This is a genomic window from Cypionkella aquatica (assembly GCF_030161095.1).
GTDB lineage: Bacteria > Pseudomonadota > Alphaproteobacteria > Rhodobacterales > Rhodobacteraceae > Cypionkella > Cypionkella aquatica.
The window spans coordinates 688,112-706,710 of the sequence record NZ_BSPP01000004.1 but is presented as its reverse complement, the minus strand read 5'-3'; the positions used below and the strand labels follow the sequence as shown (position 1 = coordinate 706,710).

Here is an 18,599-nt window from a genome sequence, read left to right as displayed (position 1 = left end):
CGACCACAAAAACCCAAACCAAACGCAACTTTCTTAAGCAAGAACGCAGATGTGGCGATGCGACTCATCCCGTCGGTGCCAGCTTTTTCCGCGATTTGAGACGCCGCGCGATCAAAAGAGCAGCGACGGCAGCAAAATAGAGCGCTGATTCCAAGGTATACACCTTTCCGATCATCACAAAATGCACCGCCCCCGCCAAAGTTGCCGGATAGGCCAGCCAATGCAGCCGTTTCCACTGCAGAGCGCCGAGCCGTTTGATCATCGCGTTGTTGGATGTCACCGCCAAAGGAATCAGTGCCACAAACGCCAGCATCCCGACGATGATGAAGGGGCGCTTGGTCAGCTCGGTCAGAATCTCGGACCAGCGCAGCGCAAGGTCAAGCACCACCCAGGTCATCAGATGCAGGGCTATGAACATGAACCCCATTAACCCCAGCGCGCGGCGGAACTTCAGCAGGTTTATGCCGTACCAGCGCAGCGGTGTGATGCAGAGCGTGACGATCAGGATCTGTAAGCCGCGGATGCCCAGAACCCGCTCCAACACCTTGGCCGGATCAGGAGTGGACAGCGACGAAAAGATCACCCAGGCCGCCAGCGCAATGCCAGCTATATATATCGTGTAGGCCGGGATGCGGCGGGCGGCTTGGTTGATGCTGTTTATCATCAGTAATCTTTCGTCAGATCTTGGCCGGCATACAGGCTGGCCACTTGGTCGCCATAGCCGTTGAACATCAGCGTATCGACGCGACCCGAGAACAGGCCGCCCCCGATGCGGCGCTCAGAGGCCTGGCTCCAGCGTGGGTGATCGACCGTGGGGTTCACGTTGGCATAAAAGCCGTATTCATTCGCGGCGAGGGTGTTCCAAGTTGTCACCGGCTGCTCGGCGATCAGCGAAATCCGCACGATAGACTTCACCGATTTGAAGCCGTATTTCCACGGCACGATCAAACGGATCGGCGCGCCGTTCTGGTTCGGCATCGGCTTGCCGTAAAGACCCGTTGCCATGATCGTCAGCGGATGCATCGCTTCGTCCAGCCGGAGGCCTTCGCGATAGGGCCAGTCGATCATGCCGCCAGAGATCCCCGGCATCTCATCCGGGCGGACCACGGTTTCAAACGCCACATATTTCGCGCCCGCCTGCACGCCCAGCTTGTTCAGCAAGCCTGACAGTTGGAACCCCTGCCATGGCACGATCATCGACCATGCCTCGACGCAGCGGAAACGATAGATGCGCTCCTCGATCGGTTGGTCTGCGATCAGATCAGCCAGCGAATAGGTGCCGGGATTGTCGACGAGGCCATCGACGACCACAGACCAAGGATCGGTTTTCAAGCTGCCCGCATAGGCGGCGGGGTCGGACTTGTCGTAGCCGAATTCGTAGTAATTGTTGTAGGTCGTGATATCTTCAAAACTATTCGGCGCCTCGTCCGTAGAATACGGGCTGGCTGCAAGTGCTGGGCCTGCGACGCTGAGGGCGGCTGCCCCGGCCAAGAGGGCGCGGCGATTGAGAAACAGGTTTTGCGGGGTTACGTCGGCGCGGCTGAATTGCGGCTGATAGGTCATCGCTGGCGTCCTTTATTGTGCTGGGAACAAGATGACGCAGAATTCGGAAAAGACAAAATCATCTGATCTCACATCTGTGATAGGACGGTGAAATATAAGTGATCGCAGCTTGTCCACGCGTGGACACTTTTGAAATTCATTTACTTTCAATTGGTTAATGATTTTCATTAACACTTTGGTAAGGTTTGCAGACTCCCCTGCGACCGCTCCACAGCCACACAGGGCCACAGGCATCGAACAGCCTTCGCAAGATGCCATGGAATGTTACGGCCATGACCCTCACAAATCCGCGATGCCCGCTTTGGCGTTGACTGCATCCTGACCAAGCCGCAACACTGCACCATAACGCCCCCACCCCAACTTGAAGGTAACATCATGGCGCTTGCAGATCTGATTGGCACGTGGCGGCTGCTGTCGCATCAATTCGCCAGCCTTGAGAGCGATGAGCGTCGCAATATGTTTGGCGACGATCCACAGGGCTTGCTGATGATCACAGCCGACAGTCGGATGATGGCGATGATCACCACCAAAGACCGCAAGACTGCCGAAGGCGATGCCGGAGCGGCGGCACTGTTCAAAAGCATGTTGGCCTATGCCGGCCCGTTCCGCATCGAGGCCGAAAACCAGCTGATCACCACGGTCGAGGTTGCATGGTATCCCGATTGGGTTGGCGGCGAACAGACGCGAGAGTTCTCGCTGTTTGGCGATGTTTTATCGCTGATGACGCCTGTGGTGTTGCACCCGATGTTTGGCGGGCAGAAAGCGCGCGGGATTTTGAAATGGCAGCGGGTGTGACCGCGCCTGTCTAGTGCGCTAGGCTGGGGCGAAAGCCGCAAGCGGTCGAAAGCGGCGATTGCTGCCGATGGGCGGCAACTGCGGTGCCAGTGGACGGGTTCAATGTTGATGCATGGCCGTAGTCTCTGCTAATCTGCCAAAAAACAAGAATATGAGCAGTAGTAGGACCATCACCATGCAACTTGCCTTTGCAAGAACGCGCGCGCTTATCACGGCGGCCAGCCTTTTGGCTTTGGTCGGCTGCGGCCATACAGAGCTGAATTGTATGGAGCGGGCGATGTATTTCGAATCGAACCGATCCAGCCGTGACGGCATGGTGGCCGTGGGCAGCGTGGTGATGAACCGGGTTGAATCCGGCAAATATCCCCATACGGTTTGCGGCGTTGTCGGGCAAAAGAAACAGTTTGCCCCCGGCGTGATGCGCAAGAAAATGGACAGCCGCTCTGCCCCATTGATCGAAAGCGCGGCAAGATCGGTTCTCGCGGGCGAGCGGCATCCGCTGATCGAGAACGCGCAATTCTTTCACACCTACGGCTACCACGCCGACTATAACAACATTCACTACGTTCTGGTGACAGGCGGCAACGCGTTTTATGAACGCCGCAAGCCCGCGCTGGTGACGCAACCGACACCGCCTGCCCCGATAGAGGGGATCACGCCGCAGAGCTGGTAAAGTCAGAATTGCATGAAAACGCCTGCCCAAATCAATGGGCAGGCGCGTGTCATTCAACTTGCCGAGAACTTAGAACGGCGAGTCGGGGAAGTAGTATTGTGCGGCGTTTTCTTTGGTGATCAGCGTCGCATCAACGGTGAAGGTGCCGCGCATCGGCACTTGGGCATAAAGGCCCGCGACGGTCATCTCCAGCGCGGTACCAACCATGGCTGGCGGATACAGCACGTCAACCGGGATCATCTTGTCGCCATCCATGACTTTCTTGATCATGTCTTTCGACCCTGCCCCTGCCACGACATATTGAATGTCGGTGCGGCCAGCCTGCTCGATCGCCTGCAACACGCCAACGGCCATGTCGTCATCCTGGCACCAGACCACGTCGATTTTCGGGAACTTGGTCAGATAATCCTGCATGACTTTGAAGGCGTCATCGCGGTTCCAATTGCCGAACTGACGGTCCAGCACTTTGACGTTCGAGCCTTCAATCGCCTTGTCAAAACCATCCTGACGGGTCTGGTCGATCGGAATCGGCAGACCACGGATCACCACAACTTCGGCGTCCGGGGTGGTGGCTTTGATGTAGTTGCCAGCCGTTTCGCCCAAGGCATAGTTGTTCCCGGCGATATACAGATCGCGCACGGACTCGTCATTCACCGAAGGCGCGCGGTCGACGATGGCCACAAACGTGCCCTTCGACTTGATCTCTTTGATCGAGTTCACCAGCGGATCGGGATCGCTTGGCAGGATCACCAGCGCGTCAATGCCTTGGGTTTCAAGGTCTTGCAGCGCGTTGGCCTGAGACGCCGCATCGGGCGAGGTCTTGACGATGATGTTCAGCCCCGGATGCGTCGCCATCAGGCTTTCAGCCACGCGGTTGGCATGGAACACCACGCCAGAAGTCCAGCCATGATCGGCTGCGGGGATCGACACACCGACGGTGTAGTTCTTGTCTTGGGCAAAGCTGGCCGTGGTCAAGGCCAGTGTCGCAACCGTCGCAAGCTTCAATAGTCCTTTACGCATTTTATTCCTCCCTTTGGTTGGGTCTGGCAGTATGCAGCCGGGCGACCCAAACCCCGGCCGATGTTTCACGATTTCCGCACCAGCGAGCGTTGCACCAACATGGCAATGATGATGATGGCCCCTTGGATCGCGCCGATCAGATATTCGCTGATGAAATTCGACAGCAGCATGATGTTGCCCACCAGTTCCAGGATGAAGGCGCCGCAGATCGTGCCCCAGACCCGGCTTGCGCCGCCCTTCAGAGCGGTGCCGCCGATGACAACGGCGGTGATCGCCTGCAACTCCCACAGGATCCCCGTGGTGGCCGAGGTCGACCCCAAGCGCGGCACATAGAGCATCACCGCAATCGCCACGCACACGCCTTGGATCACGAAAGCCCAAGTCCGCACCCGGTCAACCTTGATGCCGGAATAGCGCGCGACATGGGCGTTTGATCCCACCGCCACCACATGCCGACCATAGCGCATCCGATACAGCACAAACGCCGCAATCGAGGTCACCACCAACACGACAATGATCGGCACCGGCACCCCCAGAATGGTGCCAAAATAGGCGGGGCGATACAGGTCTTGCTGTTCCGCCGATTGCAGGGTGATCGCACCACCTTGGGACAGCCAAGTGGTCAGGCCGCGATAAATCCCCATCGTGCCAAGGGTGGCGATGAACGGCTCTATCTTGCCGACCGTTGTGATCAAGCCATTCGCCAGCCCACACAACGCCCCGACGACCAAGGCCAGCACAATCGCGGCGGCAATCATGATGCCGGGGTCTGCAATCACGCCCGAATTCATGAACAAAATCATCAGACTGGCGACAAAGGCCACCATCGAGCCCACCGACAAATCCAGATCTCCAGAGGAAATCACAAACGTCGCCCCTACCGCGATCAGCGCGATAAAGGCGCTGCGGGTGGCGACATTGGCCAGATTGTTCATGCTGATGAAGTTGGAATTGACCATCGCCCCCAGCAACAACAGCAAAGCCAGCGCCACGAATGGCGCCACCGCGCGCAAATCCACGTCCTGCCAGCGCCGCTTGGGTTCGGCCTGATCTTCAGTCGTCATCGTGTCCCCCATCTTACGCCACCGCTTTCTGCTTCAACCCTGCGGAATAGCGCATGATTTCCTGTTCGTTGATCTCGTCGCCTTCCAGCACGCCGACAATCCGCCCCGCCCGCATCACCACAACGCGGGTGCAAAGCCCGATCACCTCTGGCATTTCCGAAGACACCACGATCACCGAACAGCCCTCGCGCGCCAAAGCCGCAATGAAGTGATAGATCTGCTGCTTGGTGCCTACGTCGATGCCGCGCGTCGGCTCGTCGATGATCAGAATTTTCGGCGTGATCTCCATCACCTTGGCCAGCAATAGCTTTTGCTGATTGCCGCCCGACATCCGTCCCGCCACTACACCGGCATCACGCACCCGAATATCAAAGCGGCGGCGCGCGCGGGCCAGCGCCTTTTTTTCACTCGCCGGACTCAGATAACCAAAGCGGCCATGCTGATCCAAGGATTGCAGCGTCAGATTGGCCTGCATGTCCGAGCCCAGCAACAACCCCTTGGCTTTGCGGTCCTTGGTCATATAGGCCAGCCCCGCTGCAGCGGTCGCCTGAATATCACCAGCCGGCATCACCTGATCGCCAATCCGCACCTCTCCCGAGATGCGCGGACAAAGCCCGGAAATCGCCTCCATCAACTCGGTCCTGCCTGATCCGATCATGCCGGAAAAGCCAAGAATTTCGCCCTTGCGCAGATCAAAATGCGCGTCGCGCACATGCGCCGTCGAAAGCCCCACCACCGACAGAACCCGCGTCTCATCGACATTCGGTTCCGACTTTTGCGGATACAGGCTGGAAAGTTCGCGCCCGACCATCAGCTGCGCAATCGACTCGCCATCCAGCAACGCGGTCGGCGCGGTTTTCACCCACTGTCCATCCCGCAGCACCGTCACGCGGTCGGTCAGTTCTGTGACTTCATCCAACTTATGCGACACAAAAACAAAGCTGGTTCCCTGATCGCGCAGCTTGCGCACCTGCTTGAAAAGCGCCTCGGTCTCATCCCGCGACAGCACGGCGGTCGGCTCGTCCATAAACACGATGCGGGCGTCGCGGCTGATGGCCTTGGCAATTTCCACCATCTGCTTATCTGCGACGGAAAGGCTGGAAATCTGCGCCGACTCAGAGATGTGCGAGCCGAGCATATCCAGTACGCGCCGGGTTTCACGCCGCATATACTTGCGGTCCAACACGCCAAACCGCGCCACCTCGCGCCCCAGAAACAGGCTTTCGGTAACGGTCAGATGTTCGGCAAGGTTGAATTCCTGATGGATCACCACGATGCCCAAGGCCTCTGCCGCGCCATTCGGCGGCAGCTTCACCGGCTTGCCATCCAAAAGAATTTCGCCCGAGGTTGGCTGTTCAAAGCCCGAAAGCACCTTCACCAGAGTCGATTTGCCCGCGCCGTTTTCGCCCATCAGCGCGTGAATCTCACCGCGCCGCAGGTCGAAATCTACGCTGAACAGCACCTGCACCCCGTTAAAGGATTTGCTGACGCGCTGTGCAGATAGAACAATGTCTTGCGGTGCTGGCACCACAACGTCGCCAACGCCCACAGGCTCTGACTCCATGACTTCCCCCCTTCGCGGCTCCTCTCCGCCCGTTATGTGTAGTGGTTTGATTTTTTCATGTAAAGGTTTACATTGCAGCAATCACGCATCTGCTTTGCACGCAGCGCCGCCGCCCTGTAGGCTGTAGCGCAAGCAATGATAGGTCCTGCTCCCCGTGTCGAATTCCCCCGCCACCATCGAAGATGTCGCCCGCATAGCCGAGGTGTCGATCGCCACGGTTTCCCGCGCCATTCATCTGCCGGAAAAGGTGGCGCAATCGACGCGGTTGAAGGTCAACCAAGCCATTGCGATCACAGGCTATACACCCAACGCGATGGCGCGATCCCTGCGTTTGGGCAAATCCAACATGATCCTTGTGGTCGCCCCCGACATTGGCGACCCGAACTTTTCCAGTATTCTCGTGGGGTTAGAGAATGAGGCCCGCGCGCACGGCTATGGCGTGCTGATCGGCCATACCCAGAACGACGCTCAGCGGGGCATGGAGTACCTGAAGTTCTTCAGCTCGAACCAAGCTGCCGGGATGATCCTGTTTACCGGCATCCTGCCCTTTGGCCACCAGTCGATGACCGCCCGCCTGCCGCCCACGGTCGGGGTGTTTGAACCCGTGTTCAACGGCGGCATCCCTTACGTCGGCGTCGATGATCTGGAAGGGGCGCGCAAAGCGGTGGAGTTGTTGATCGCCGAAGGCCACCGCAAAATCGCCTTCATCGGCGAGAATCGCAGCCGCCTCGCCTATGCCCGTCGCCGTCTGGGATGTGAGGCGGGGTTAGACGCCGCAGGCATCCCGGCGGCCTCTCGCATCGTGATGGATGGCGACGGCACCATCGAAAGCGGGCGGCTGGCGGTCGATCAGTTATTCCTGCGCGACACCCTGCCCACTGCCTTCATGTGCGTGAACGACCAGACCGCCATCGGCGTCATGTTAGGCCTAACAGCCCGAGGCTACGACGTGCCGCGTGATTTCTCGGTGACCGGGTTTGACGATGTGCCGCAGGCCAGCTTCATGCAGCCCAGCCTGACGACGATCCGCCAACCGCGCGGCCTGATCGGCAAACACGCGATGACCCTCCTGTTGCAACTGTTGTCCGACACCGAACCGACCGAAACCGAAATCCTGCTGCGCCCCGATCTGGTGGTGCGCAACTCGGTCGGCCCGCCACCCCGGCGTTAGCTCAAGCCCAAACGCGCCGCATCAAAGCCAGCCGCATCAAAGATCGCAAGCAGGCGTGGCTCAAAACTGTCTGCCGTCATATCCAGACAGTTCAACCCAAAATACCAATACAGCGCCCGGGCGTAGTCCGGTGGATTGGCCAAGGCACGCGCCAAAGCCGCCTCAAACTCCGCAGGCTTGCGCGCCGTCTGCACAAGGGCGTGGAAATCAGATCGCCCGAACAGCACTGCAGGCTTGCCATGCAAAAACCCCTCAAGCGCCGTCGCTGAATTGATCGAAACCGTGGCGCTGCAGGCTGCCAGAATGTCATGCACATTCGCTGCGGTCTCAATCACTTGAAAGCCTTCCGCGCGGATCGAGGCGATGATCTCTGCCCCCAGTTCAAGCTGCAGCGGATGCGGCTTGACCACGACCTCCCGCCCACCCGCACCTGCACAAACCGCGCGCAGCATCGTCTTAAAATCGCAATAGGCCTGACCGTTGCGCAACGGCGCGGGCCCTTGCAGAAACACCGCAAGCGCCCCCCGCGGAATATCGCTGACCGCCTTCGCCTGTTTATACCGCGACTGCCGCGCCGCGACGAAGCGCTGCCGCAACGCCTGAAAATAGACCGCCGCCGCCACCGGATCGAGTGCCGCCGGATCATAGCTGAGCCCGCCTATGCTGCTCGCTGCCTGCATCCCCACCGGGTCCACATGGAAAAAGCCGCCGAAATAGGCCGTCGCCGCGTTCAGAACCCCCGGCCTTTGCCCCGCCCCATTCTCGACGATGTGCAAATTGCCATCTTCGCGCCACGCCGTCTTGTCAAAGCCCTCGACCAGATCGACGCCCGCGCCGCGCGCCAGCAGACAATCGCGGATGCGGGTGTATAGCAGCGGCTTGCCCACCCCAACGCCCGCAATCATCCGCGCTGGAATGTGCAGCACGACCCGTGCTGTCACAACCGCGCCTCGACCGCCGCCACTGCCGCCGCAATTGCAGCCGCAATCGCCATGTCAGAGGTATCAATCAGCAAAGCATCCGAAGCCGCCCGCAACGGCGCCTCAGCCCGGCCCATATCCCGCGCGTCACGCTCGATCACTTCGGACAGCACACGGCCAGCGTCGCCGCCAACCTCCAGCCAGCGTCTATGCGCCCGCACTTCGGCGCTGGCCGTCACATACAACTTTACCTCGGCCTCGGGGCAGATCACCGTGCCAATGTCACGACCATCCAACACCGCGCCCCCCTCGGCCCGCGCAAAGCGTCGCTGAAAATCGACCAAAGCCGCCCGCACCTCCGGGATCACCGCGACCTGGCTCGCCGCTTGACCCGCAGCCATTGACCGCAAATCGTCGCGCGCGAGATCCTCGGCCCGCAATCCAACCGCCGCCGCCACCGGATCGCCCCCCAGCGCCCCAACCGCGCGATAGAGCAGCCCGGTATCCAGATGCGCAAAACCAAATCTCGCGGCCAAAGCCCGTCCAATCGTGCCCTTGCCCGCCGCCGCAGGCCCGTCAATGGCCACTGTAAAGCGCATGGTCATCCTCTCTGCACAAATATCCTGGGGGTTTGGGGGCTAGCCCCCAATCAGCTGTCCAACTTGCGCGGCGCTTCCGGCGGATAGGCATAGGCGTTCGACACGATCATGCCGCCCTGCTCCAACACTTCGCCCACCGCATCGTCTTCCTCGAACTGGAACTCATAGGCGTCAAACGGAAACGCCTTGGCATCGACCAGACCCTCCAGCGAGATGATCACAATGCCCTCGGCCGCGAAATCCTCGACCAACTGCTGCAACGCCTCTGCCGCGGTATCAGCCTTGATCACCGCCAGCTGGTAATGCCCGCCATATTCGCCCTCGTCCTCATCCGCCCATTCCATATCGAACGCATCAATACAGACCGCATAGACGCCCGAGGCCACGCCATCGGTCTCATCCGGCTCGAACGGATGCGATTCAGACACGCAAATCTCGCCCGAGCCCTGCGCCGTCTCTGCCATGCCATCAATGTCGATCTCAAACGGCAGGATTTCGTCGTCAAACGCCTCAACGGCGCCTGCGTGTAGCACCCGATCCAACCGCAAGCCATTGACCGCAATCGAATTGGCCAAGGTCGCCAAGGCTTCCGACAGATCTTCGGCGGTCAGCACGAAAAACCGTGCCTCGCCGCCATAGTCCGCCCCATCGGGCATTGAGGTTGGGCCTTCCGGGTCAAACACCTCGACGGCTGCGTAAAAAGTTCCCATCTGATGCCCTTCCTTGGCGTAACAACGACCCGCCCCTGCGCGCCTCTACGCCTCTATACCTCGCCGCGAAACCAAGCGCCACCGGGCCTCGACCGCAGAGCCGTCGGTGGATGCCAGATTTCACCCACCATTCCTGCCCCGCATCCGCCAAAGTCCCCACAGCGCCAAAACGCCCGCAATTCCCAATGTCACGAATTTTGATAATGTCAGCAACGTCACCGTATCAACTTCGCCAGCTTCGCGAATCCCATGAGTCAGCAGTGCGGCAACTGTGCCATTTTCAAAAAAATCAAACGTCGCATAGGCCAGCGCCGGCAAGCACCATAGCCAGCCCAATCGCCAAACCGGCACAATCAGAGTGGCGGCGAGCAACAGCATGAGGGCGGTATCAGCGCTGCGCAACGGTCCAAGATAAATGGCCTTGGCATCAGGGTTCAGTCCAGCGACGTAGACTAATGCCTCATCATAGTCATAGAAATGCAGATCAAACGGTGGCAGATCGCCGACATAGACCTGCGCCGCGTAATGCTGCCAAACACCGTAAGTCAGCGCTGCGGCGATTGGCAAAACCCCGTAAAGCACACGCATCCCACCCCCCCCTCGCCGCCCCGGCCTTGAGCCGGGGCCTCGACCTGTTCATTCCGACCAAGAGTCCCCGCTCAAGGCTGGCGTGGCGTGGCGTGGCGTGGCGTGGCGTGGCGTGGCGTGGCGTGGCGTGGCGTGGAGAAAGTGATTGCGCAGGTCTTGGCGTCAAACCTTAACAATACGTTAATTCAGCCACCCTAAGCCATTGATTTCAAACGATCAAAAATGGTCCCGAGTTGGGACCACCCGAAATCCTACTGCCCGCCAGCCCGCAAGGTCGCACCCAGCCCGGTCATCAACCCCTCAAAAATCGGGAAAGAGGTCACGATGGGCGAGGCATCATCGACCGAAACCGGCGCCTTCGCGGCCATCCCCAACACCAGAAAAGACATCGCGATGCGGTGGTCAATATGGGTGGCACAGGTCGCCCCCCCCGGCACGCCGCCGGCCCCCATACCGTGCACGATCAAGGTATCCTCATCCTCTTCGATCCTGACACCGCAAGCCTCAAGCCCGCGCGCCATCGCGTCGATCCGGTCAGATTCCTTGACCCGCAATTCCTTAACCCCGCGCATCACGGTTTTCCCGTTGGAACAGGCGGCGACCACGGACAGGATCGGATATTCATCAATCATCGACGGTGCACGTTCCGGGGGCAGCTCGATGCCCTTCATATTATCCGAGAACCGCACCCGCAGATCAGCGACAGGCTCGCCCCCCTCCGTGCGCGGGTTCTGAAACTCGATATCCGCGCCCATTTCCACCAGCGTCAGATAAAGGCCGTTGCGGGTCAGGTTCTGGCTAACCCCAGGCACGAAGATATCCGAGCCTTCAACGATCAGCGCCGCACAGACCGGAAACGCCGCCGAGGAAGGATCGCGCGGCACAGCCACTGTCTGCGGCCGCAGCTCCGGCTGCCCGGTCAAGGTGATGACATTGCCCTCGCTGGTTTTCTCGACGCTCAACTGCGCGCCAAAACCCAGGAGCATCCGCTCGGAATGATCCCGCGTCGGCTCGCGTTCAATCACCACCGTCTGCCCCGGCGCGTTCAGCCCCGCCAGCAGGATGGCCGACTTCACCTGCGCCGACGCCACCGGCAAAGCATAGCGGACCGGCACCGGATTGGCCGCCCCCACAACCGTCATCGGCAACCGCCCACCCTTGCGGCTGTAAGCCTGCGTGCCGAACAGCGAAAGCGGGTCTGTCACCCGCCCCATCGGTCGCTTGCGAAGACTGGCATCCCCGGTAAAGGTCACCGTCATCGACGTCGTCGCCATCGTTCCCATGATCAAACGCACGCCGGTGCCCGAGTTGCCGCAATCAATCACATCCGCAGGCTCCTGAAACCCGCCGACACCGACACCATTCACCGACCAAACCCCCGGCCCATGCTGCAAAACCGTCGCGCCAAACGCCCGCATCGCTTTCGCGGTGTCGAGCACATCTTGGCCCTCGAGCAACCCGGTGATCTTGGTTTCTCCGACTGCCATCGCGCCAAAAACCAGCGCGCGGTGGCTGATAGATTTGTCGCCCGGCACCGAAGCGGTGCCGCTCAGCGGCCCGGATTTATGTGCGGTCATCGGTTGGGCGGTGGCATGGGCGGACATGGAGGCTCCATCAGTGGCAATTTGCAAACCTGATAGCGCAAGCAAGAGCCGGGGTCCACGGTGGACCTGATAGGGTTGCGTTCTCGGCCCCCATCGAGGGGGCACTCAAACGCTGCTATCGCGGGATGGTACGAAGAGGCAGCGCATGGGGGTCTGTTGAAGCCTCCGGCGGGAGTATTTTGAAAAGAGCAATTCAGGCGCGTGTTTGGATTTTCTCTTTTAGAAATACTCCCGCGCGGCGCGCTTAAACCGTCGGGTCAGGCGTTGCGCTGGAAAGTAAGGTAATGCGGTGGTCGACCTTCGCGCAGGGCTTTTTGTTCGTAGCGAGTCGAAAGCCAATCGGACCATGGCTGGTCGCCTTCGTTGAGCAGAGTGAAGCCTGCTTGCGGCACTTCTTCCAAGGTTTGGCGCACGTAATCTGGAATGTCAGTGGCCACGCGGAACTCGGCGCCGGGTTGCAGAGTGCGCGACAGCGCCGTGAGGTAGCCTTCGGTGACAAAACGGCGGCGGTGGTGGCGGGCTTTTGGCCAAGGGTCCGGGTAGTTCAAAAAGGCTTTGGCGATTGAGGCGGTCGGCAGTACGTCGAACAGGTCGCGCACATCGCCGGGGTGAATGGCAAGGTTTTCCACATTCGCTGCGCGGATTTTGCCCAGCAGCATGGCAATACCGTTCACGAAAGGCTCGCAGCCGATGATGCCGATCTCAGGGTAGGTCGCGGCCATATGCACCAGATGCTCGCCGCCGCCGAAGCCGATTTCCAGCCAAAGGGGTTTGCCTGCAAAGCGAGTCAGATCAATCGGGGCGCGCTCTGGATTCTCGTCGCGCGTCACCCGCGCCAAGCTCAGGCGGTCGAGGTCTTCTTCAAGATAGGTTTTCTGGCTGGCGCGCAGCGTTTTGCCATGCACGCGACCGTAAAAATTGCGGCGTTCAACGGGATCATACATGGGGGTCGCCTTGTGGTTTCGATTTCGGCCTCTAGCCTTGGATTAGGGCTTGCGTCAACCCCGACCACGGTAGGGGGCGACACCTTGGCCTGGCAGGCAGACGGTTTCGGGTGGGCTACCGGTTTGCCAGAACACGTCAATCGGGATGCCACCACGCGGGAACCCATAGGCCGCGATGCGCGGCCAGATCGGTTCAAGCAGCGCGATCAATCGCTTGCCGATGCCCAACGTACAATCTTCGTGGAAAGCGTCGTGATTGCGGACGCTGTGCAGGTAGAGCTTTAGCGATTTGCTCTCTGGCAGCAAATCACGCCGGATGTAGTCAATAACGATATGCGCAAAATCGGGCTGCCCCGTCATCGGGCAGATCGAAGTGAACTCGGGCGCGGTGAAGCGTACACAGTAAAGCGTGTCCGCTTGACTTGCAGGACTTTCTCTAGCAGCGCGTAATCCGGGCTTGCAGGCAAACTGCTGGTCTGACCAAGTTGCGTCAGACCCGAGACATCCGTTTTCGTCACAGCAGCCTCAGATCACACTTGCCCGTCACCTTGTGTGGTGCCCATGCAATGTTCCGTGGCAACGCGGCCGAGTGGGGGCTCGATGCCCCCCGAGGCCGCAGCTATTGCAGTCTAACCCTGCACATCACACAGTCAGCCGCGTTGGATCAGCGCAAGCCCTGCAACCATGGCTGCGAGGCCGATGCCACGGGTCAGCGAGACGGTGCGCACCACCGCGCCAAAAAGGCCAAAATGGTCGATCATTGTGGCAGCGATCATCTGACCCAACAACACGCAGAACACTGCGTTGCCAACACCAAAGCGCGGCGCGACCCATGTGACAGACAGCACATAAAATGCGACGAACAACCCGGCCATGAACAGATGCTTCGGCTGTGCGGACATCGCGGCAAACGCCTGCGCCTGACCCGAGAACAGCAACACGATCACGCAAGCGGAGAACGCCACCGCGAACAACACGACCGAAGCCGCGACCGGACCGCCGATCCGCGCACCAAGTTGGGCGTTCAGCGCTGCAAGGATCGGAATACCGATGCCCGCTAGCAGCATGATTGAGGCGTAACGCAAAGTGTCAGCGGACATTCAAAGCACTCCGTCTATCGTCATAATTGCCTCTGCGCCCGCAACAAGGCTGCGCAGAGGCCGGAATTTTAGACGGCTGCCTTCAGCGCGTCGATCAGATCGGTTTTCTCCCACGAGAAGCCGCCATCCAGTTCGGGTGCGCGACCGAAATGCCCATAGGCCGAGGTGCGGGCGTAGATCGGTTTGGTCAAAGCAAGATGCTCGCGGATGCCGCGCGGGGTCAGGTCCATGCATTGCGCAACCGCGCGTTCGATCTGCTCGGCCTCAACTTTGCCGGTGCCGTGGGTGTCAACATAGATCGACAACGGCTTGGCCACGCCAATCGCATAAGACACCTGCAGTGTGCAGCGATCTGCCAGACCAGCTGCCACCACGTTTTTCGCCAGATAGCGCGCCGCATAGGCTGCCGAGCGGTCTACCTTGGTCGGATCCTTGCCCGAGAACGCGCCGCCACCATGTGGGGCAGCCCCGCCGTAGGTGTCCACGATGATCTTGCGCCCCGTCAGGCCCGCATCACCATCCGGCCCGCCGATCACAAACGTCCCGGTCGGGTTGACCCACCATTCGGTTTTCTCGGTGATCCAGCCCGAGGGCAGCACTTCGCGGATATAGGGTTCGACAATGGCGCGAATATCATCCGAGCCTTGGCTTTCCAGCGCGTGCTGGTGCGACAACACGATCGAGGTCACCTCAACCGGAACACCGTCTTCATAGCGCAAGCTAAGCTGAGATTTCGCATCCGGGCGCAGCGTCGGCTCGGCGCCGGATTTGCGCACTTCGGCCAAGCGGCGCAAGATCGCGTGGGAATACTGGATCGGGGCTGGCATCAACTCTGGTGTCTCGCGGCAGGCATACCCGAACATGATGCCCTGATCGCCGGCACCGTCTTTATCAACGCCCTGCGCGATATGGGCCGATTGCTTGTGCAGATAATTCTGCACTTTCAGGGTGTTCCAATGGAATTCATCCTGCTCGTAGCCAATGTCTTTGACACAAGCCCGCACGATGTCTTCGACGCGATCCATCATGCCCTTCAGGGCCTTTTTGTCAGACAGACCAACCTCGCCGCCCACCACAACCCGGCCCGTAGTGGCAAAGGTTTCACAGGCGACGCGCGCGTTGGCTTCTTCGGTCAGGAAAGCATCCAGAATAGCGTCTGACACACGATCACACAGCTTGTCAGGATGGCCCTCGGACACGGATTCCGAGGTGAAAACATAGGACTTGCGGCTCATGGGGAAGTGCTCCGTTGGGTTATCGCCGCACGCCAGGAAGCCGTTGTGCGGGGTTTATCGGCCTGCCTAGCGCCAATTTCGCAGGAAGGTCAAGGCTTGCGCCGTTTCTGGGTTCGCAACAGTGCGGTGGCGAGTGCTGCCAGCAACAGCAGCACCGGAATTTCGCCAAAACGCGCGTAGGTTGTAACAGGCAGCGCACCTGGCAAGCCAGCATCCAGATAGCTGGAGATTTCAAACGGCAGGCTGGCGGTGACCCGACCACGCGCATCATAGATCGCCGTCACCCCGGTATTGCCAACGCGCACCAGCGGCAGGCCCTGTTCAATCGCGCGCAGCTGCGATTGCGCGGCGTGCTGGAATGGCCCGGTCCAATGCCCAAACCACGCGTCATTGGTGATTTGCAGCAGCCAATCGGGGCGTTCGGTGCCGCGGAGGTCTTGCGGGAACACTGCCTCGTAGCAGATCAACGGCAAGGCGCGGCCCAGTTTCGGCCCGAGATCCAGCAGTTGCGGCCCAGGCCCGGCCATGTAGCCATTGCCCAATTGCGACGCGAAGGCCGAGATATTGGACCATTGGAACAAGGCATCGCCGAACGGGATATATTCGCCAAACGGCACCAGATGATGCTTGTCGTAAGTAGCCCTTGTCATGCCGTCCGGCGCGATCACGGCAAGCGAGTTCCACGCCTTGTCGCCGTCTACCCGTTGCATGCCAATCGCCACTGGCGCGCCATTGCCCGCCTCGGCGATCATGCCGCCGATCTCGGGGTGCCGATCCAGAACATAGGGCAGCGAGGTTTCCGGCCAGATCACAAGATCGGGGGTCGGTTTGGCGGAGGTGAGGCTCAGCAGTCTGTCAAAGAACACGCGCGCCAAGGCAGGGTCCCATTTGGCCTGCTGCGCCGCATTGGGCTGCACCAACCGCAGAGTAACGCCCCGATCTGCGGGCATCGGCTGCGCCAGTGCCCAAAACCCATACCCCCAAGCCACAGCAAGGCCCAAGACTGCCAATCCCGCAGGCAGCGGTCGGCGCAGTGCCAGCCCTGCCGCGACCAACACGGTGAGCAGTGACAGCCCATTGGGCCCGACGAAAGCCGCAAGCTGCGCCACCGGCGTTGCAATCCAGATATGACCCAGCAACGCCCAAGGAAACCCCGTCAGCACATAGCCGCGCATCAGATCGCTTGCCGCCAATGCCACAGCAAAGGCCAGCATCGGGCTGCGGCTGTAGCGGCTGAACCATCCGGCCAGCCCCCAAAACAGCGCCATGCCAAAAGCCATCAGCACCAGCGCGAATGGCGCCATCCAACCATCGCGCGCCGCATCCACCATGAAGGGTTGCACGATCCAGTTCAGCGCTGCCGCAAAATAGCCCGCCCCGCCAAACCACGCCGCCCAGACTGGCGCGGTGCTGCGCCCCACCAAACAGATCAGCATCGCGAGCGCAGGCAAGCTGAGATACCACGCCCCCAGCGGTGCCTGCCCCAAAGCCACCACAACACCCAAGCCAGCAGCCAAAGCCACTGGTCGCAGACCGAGCCATCCAAAGCGCAAGTCAGCCGTCCACGTCAGAGAGCGTCGTATCCGGCGGCGCAGTTACAACAGGTGCAACCGCCCCGGGCAACCGCACACGCAAGCGCTTGATCCGGCGGGCATCAGCCTCTAGCACCTCAAACTCGGCCCCTGATTCATGCAGCACGATTTCGCCACGCACTGGCACCCGGCCCGTCCGCAGGAACACAAGCCCGCCAAGCGTATCAATATCCTCGTCGTCCTCGCCATTGCGCAGGGTCATGCCGATCGCAGCCTCAAAATCATCCAGCGCTACAGTCGACTGCGCCACAAAAACGCCGGGCGATTCCTCTTTCCACAAAGCGCCTTCGACCTCGTCATGCTCGTCGTCGATCTCACCGATCACGGTTTCAATTAGATCTTCGATGGTCACCAGCCCATCAACGCCGCCATATTCGTCGATCACCAAGGCCATATGCACCCGGTCGCGCTGCATCTTCTGCAGCAAGGTCGCCGCAGGCATCGACGGTGGCGCAAACAACACAGGGCGCAGCAGCTTTTTCAACGAAAAGCGCCCCGAAGCACCGAAGCCATGCTGCAAGGCCAGATCCTTGAGCAGCACCAAGCCCTGCGGATGATCCAGCGTGCCCTTATAGACCGGCAAACGGCTGAACCCATTCTGACGAAACGCTTCAACCAGATCGTCCTTGCCGATGTCCAAAGGCACCGCTGCGATCTCAACCTTGGGGATGGCCACATCATCGACCCGCAGCCGCCGCAGATTGCTTAGCCCCAGCAAAGGCGATCCTTTGGACTGCGACAAAGCCGCGCCCTCTTCATCGCCCTCACTGCTGTCTGATGAATTGAAAGCAGACAAAAGCCGCCCGAAGAATCCCCGAGGTGCGACCTCGGCCGTTTCATCATCCCCACGCCCTTGCGGCGCAGCGGATAACCCGTCGTTACTACTGCCCATTGGTCCTTGTTCCAAAACGCCCCAATGGGGCTGACATGTCGTGCCGCTAGTATGGGTCAGAAAGCCCCAGCCGCGCAAGTATCCGCACTTCGACGGCCTCCATCAGATCACCATCAGCGGCGCGAATGTGATCATACCCCAGCAAATGCAACACGCCATGCACGATCAGGTGGCTGACATGATCGGTCATTGGCTTGGCAGCCTCGGCCGCTTCGCGCGCGCAAGTGTCATAGGATATGGCAATATCACCGAGGGATTCGGCATCATCAGGCTCGCCCGGCTCTGGCAGATCAGGCACCGCGCCCTCTGCCGCGCCGCGCTCTTCAGACGGCCAACTCAGCACATTGGTCGGCTTGGCCTTGCCACGAAAATCGCCGTTCAGCTCAAGGATCCGCGCATCATCGCAGCCCATCAAACACAAGGTAAAGCCCGCCTCTGCCAGCCCCAGTTCCGCAAAAACCGCCCGCACTGCAGGGTCGGCCAACGCCGGCAGCCCAAACGATTCCCAACGCGCATCCTCGAAAACAATATCAACTAAAGGTTCCATGCCGCCCCATAGCCCAAG

At 60.2% G+C, this 18,599-nt stretch carries 19 protein-coding genes, 1 pseudogene and 1 riboswitch; of the genes and pseudogenes, 3 read left to right on the top strand and 17 right to left on the bottom strand.

The window, feature by feature from the left end:
* Positions 1-64 precede the first annotated feature (64 nt).
* Both msrQ and msrP read right to left on the bottom strand, forming a co-directional pair.
* Positions 65-664 (bottom strand): protein-methionine-sulfoxide reductase heme-binding subunit MsrQ, encoded by a 600-nt coding sequence (gene msrQ / locus QQJ98_RS06870; protein WP_284324585.1) that lies wholly within the window; start codon positions 662-664, stop codon positions 65-67.
* Positions 664-1,563, bottom strand: a complete 900-nt coding sequence (msrP, locus tag QQJ98_RS06865; RefSeq protein WP_284324584.1) for a protein-methionine-sulfoxide reductase catalytic subunit MsrP — start codon at positions 1,561-1,563, stop codon at positions 664-666. Before msrP ends, msrQ begins: the two co-directional genes overlap by 1 nt.
* Before the next feature lie 375 nt (positions 1,564-1,938).
* Between msrP and QQJ98_RS06860 the strand changes: the two genes are divergently transcribed.
* Together QQJ98_RS06860 and QQJ98_RS06855 are read left to right on the top strand one after the other, a co-directional pair.
* Positions 1,939-2,358, top strand: a complete 420-nt coding sequence (locus QQJ98_RS06860; RefSeq protein ID WP_284324583.1) for a lipocalin-like domain-containing protein — start codon at positions 1,939-1,941, stop codon at positions 2,356-2,358.
* Between the two features lie 175 nt (positions 2,359-2,533).
* Positions 2,534-3,031 (top strand): cell wall hydrolase, encoded by a 498-nt coding sequence (locus QQJ98_RS06855; protein WP_284324582.1) that lies wholly within the window; start codon positions 2,534-2,536, stop codon positions 3,029-3,031.
* Between the two features lie 69 nt (positions 3,032-3,100).
* On the opposite strand, the gene QQJ98_RS06850 is transcribed toward QQJ98_RS06855, so the two are convergent.
* The 3 genes from QQJ98_RS06850 to QQJ98_RS06840 all read right to left on the bottom strand — a co-directional run bounded on the left by QQJ98_RS06850 (position 3,101) and on the right by QQJ98_RS06840 (position 6,679).
* Positions 3,101-4,051: a substrate-binding domain-containing protein gene (locus QQJ98_RS06850; protein ID WP_284324581.1), complete on the bottom strand. Its 951-nt coding sequence runs from the start codon at positions 4,049-4,051 to the stop codon at positions 3,101-3,103.
* A 65-nt stretch (positions 4,052-4,116) separates the two neighbouring features.
* Entirely contained in the window at positions 4,117-5,115 is a 999-nt protein-coding gene (locus tag QQJ98_RS06845) for an ABC transporter permease (RefSeq protein WP_284324580.1), read from the bottom strand.
* Positions 5,116-5,128: 13 nt separating this feature from the next.
* A complete protein-coding gene (locus tag QQJ98_RS06840) occupies positions 5,129-6,679 on the bottom strand; it encodes a sugar ABC transporter ATP-binding protein (RefSeq protein WP_284324579.1) in 1,551 nt (516 codons plus the stop codon).
* 154 nt (positions 6,680-6,833) lie between these two features.
* Here QQJ98_RS06840 and QQJ98_RS06835 point away from each other — a divergent pair, with 154 nt between their 5' ends.
* Positions 6,834-7,850: a LacI family DNA-binding transcriptional regulator gene (locus QQJ98_RS06835; RefSeq protein WP_284324578.1), complete on the top strand. Its 1,017-nt coding sequence runs from the start codon at positions 6,834-6,836 to the stop codon at positions 7,848-7,850.
* Here the strand turns inward: QQJ98_RS06835 and QQJ98_RS06830 are convergent.
* The 12 genes and pseudogenes from QQJ98_RS06830 to ybeY form a co-directional block, all read right to left on the bottom strand.
* A complete protein-coding gene (locus tag QQJ98_RS06830; protein ID WP_284324577.1) occupies positions 7,847-8,791 on the bottom strand; it encodes a capsular polysaccharide export protein, LipB/KpsS family in 945 nt (314 codons plus the stop codon). The two genes, QQJ98_RS06835 and QQJ98_RS06830, sit on opposite strands and share 4 nt — an antisense overlap.
* Positions 8,788-9,369, bottom strand: coding sequence for a (d)CMP kinase (locus QQJ98_RS06825; RefSeq protein WP_284324576.1), 582 nt, complete (start codon positions 9,367-9,369; stop codon positions 8,788-8,790). Before QQJ98_RS06825 ends, QQJ98_RS06830 begins: the two co-directional genes overlap by 4 nt.
* Before the next feature lie 50 nt (positions 9,370-9,419).
* A complete protein-coding gene (locus QQJ98_RS06820; RefSeq protein ID WP_284324575.1) occupies positions 9,420-10,079 on the bottom strand; it encodes a hypothetical protein in 660 nt (219 codons plus the stop codon).
* A 120-nt stretch (positions 10,080-10,199) separates the two neighbouring features.
* Complete coding sequence (locus QQJ98_RS06815; protein WP_284324574.1) at positions 10,200-10,667, bottom strand: hypothetical protein; 468 nt, start codon at positions 10,665-10,667, stop codon at positions 10,200-10,202.
* A 251-nt stretch (positions 10,668-10,918) separates the two neighbouring features.
* Positions 10,919-12,271, bottom strand: a complete 1,353-nt coding sequence (gene aroA / locus QQJ98_RS06810; protein ID WP_284324573.1) for a 3-phosphoshikimate 1-carboxyvinyltransferase — start codon at positions 12,269-12,271, stop codon at positions 10,919-10,921.
* A 257-nt stretch (positions 12,272-12,528) separates the two neighbouring features.
* Entirely contained in the window at positions 12,529-13,215 is a 687-nt protein-coding gene (gene trmB, locus QQJ98_RS06805; protein ID WP_284324572.1) for a tRNA (guanine(46)-N(7))-methyltransferase TrmB, read from the bottom strand.
* 54 nt (positions 13,216-13,269) lie between these two features.
* Positions 13,270-13,733 (bottom strand): annotated as a pseudogene (gene queF, locus QQJ98_RS06800) (preQ(1) synthase).
* 132 nt (positions 13,734-13,865) lie between these two features.
* Positions 13,866-14,315, bottom strand: coding sequence for a DMT family transporter (locus QQJ98_RS06795; protein WP_284324571.1), 450 nt, complete (start codon positions 14,313-14,315; stop codon positions 13,866-13,868).
* Positions 14,316-14,383: 68 nt separating this feature from the next.
* Positions 14,384-15,550 (bottom strand): methionine adenosyltransferase, encoded by a 1,167-nt coding sequence (metK, locus tag QQJ98_RS06790; protein WP_284324570.1) that lies wholly within the window; start codon positions 15,548-15,550, stop codon positions 14,384-14,386.
* Positions 15,551-15,557: 7 nt separating this feature from the next.
* Positions 15,558-15,605, bottom strand: a riboswitch (SAM-SAH riboswitch).
* A 34-nt stretch (positions 15,606-15,639) separates the two neighbouring features.
* Complete coding sequence (lnt, locus tag QQJ98_RS06785; protein WP_284324569.1) at positions 15,640-17,103, bottom strand: apolipoprotein N-acyltransferase; 1,464 nt, start codon at positions 17,101-17,103, stop codon at positions 15,640-15,642.
* Position 17,104: 1 nt separating this feature from the next.
* On the bottom strand, positions 17,105-18,034 hold the full coding sequence (locus QQJ98_RS06780; RefSeq protein ID WP_284324568.1) for a hemolysin family protein: 930 nt from the start codon (positions 18,032-18,034) through the stop codon (positions 17,105-17,107).
* Between the two features lie 46 nt (positions 18,035-18,080).
* Positions 18,081-18,581, bottom strand: coding sequence for an rRNA maturation RNase YbeY (ybeY, locus tag QQJ98_RS06775; protein WP_284324567.1), 501 nt, complete (start codon positions 18,579-18,581; stop codon positions 18,081-18,083).
* Positions 18,582-18,599: the final 18 nt, after the last annotated feature.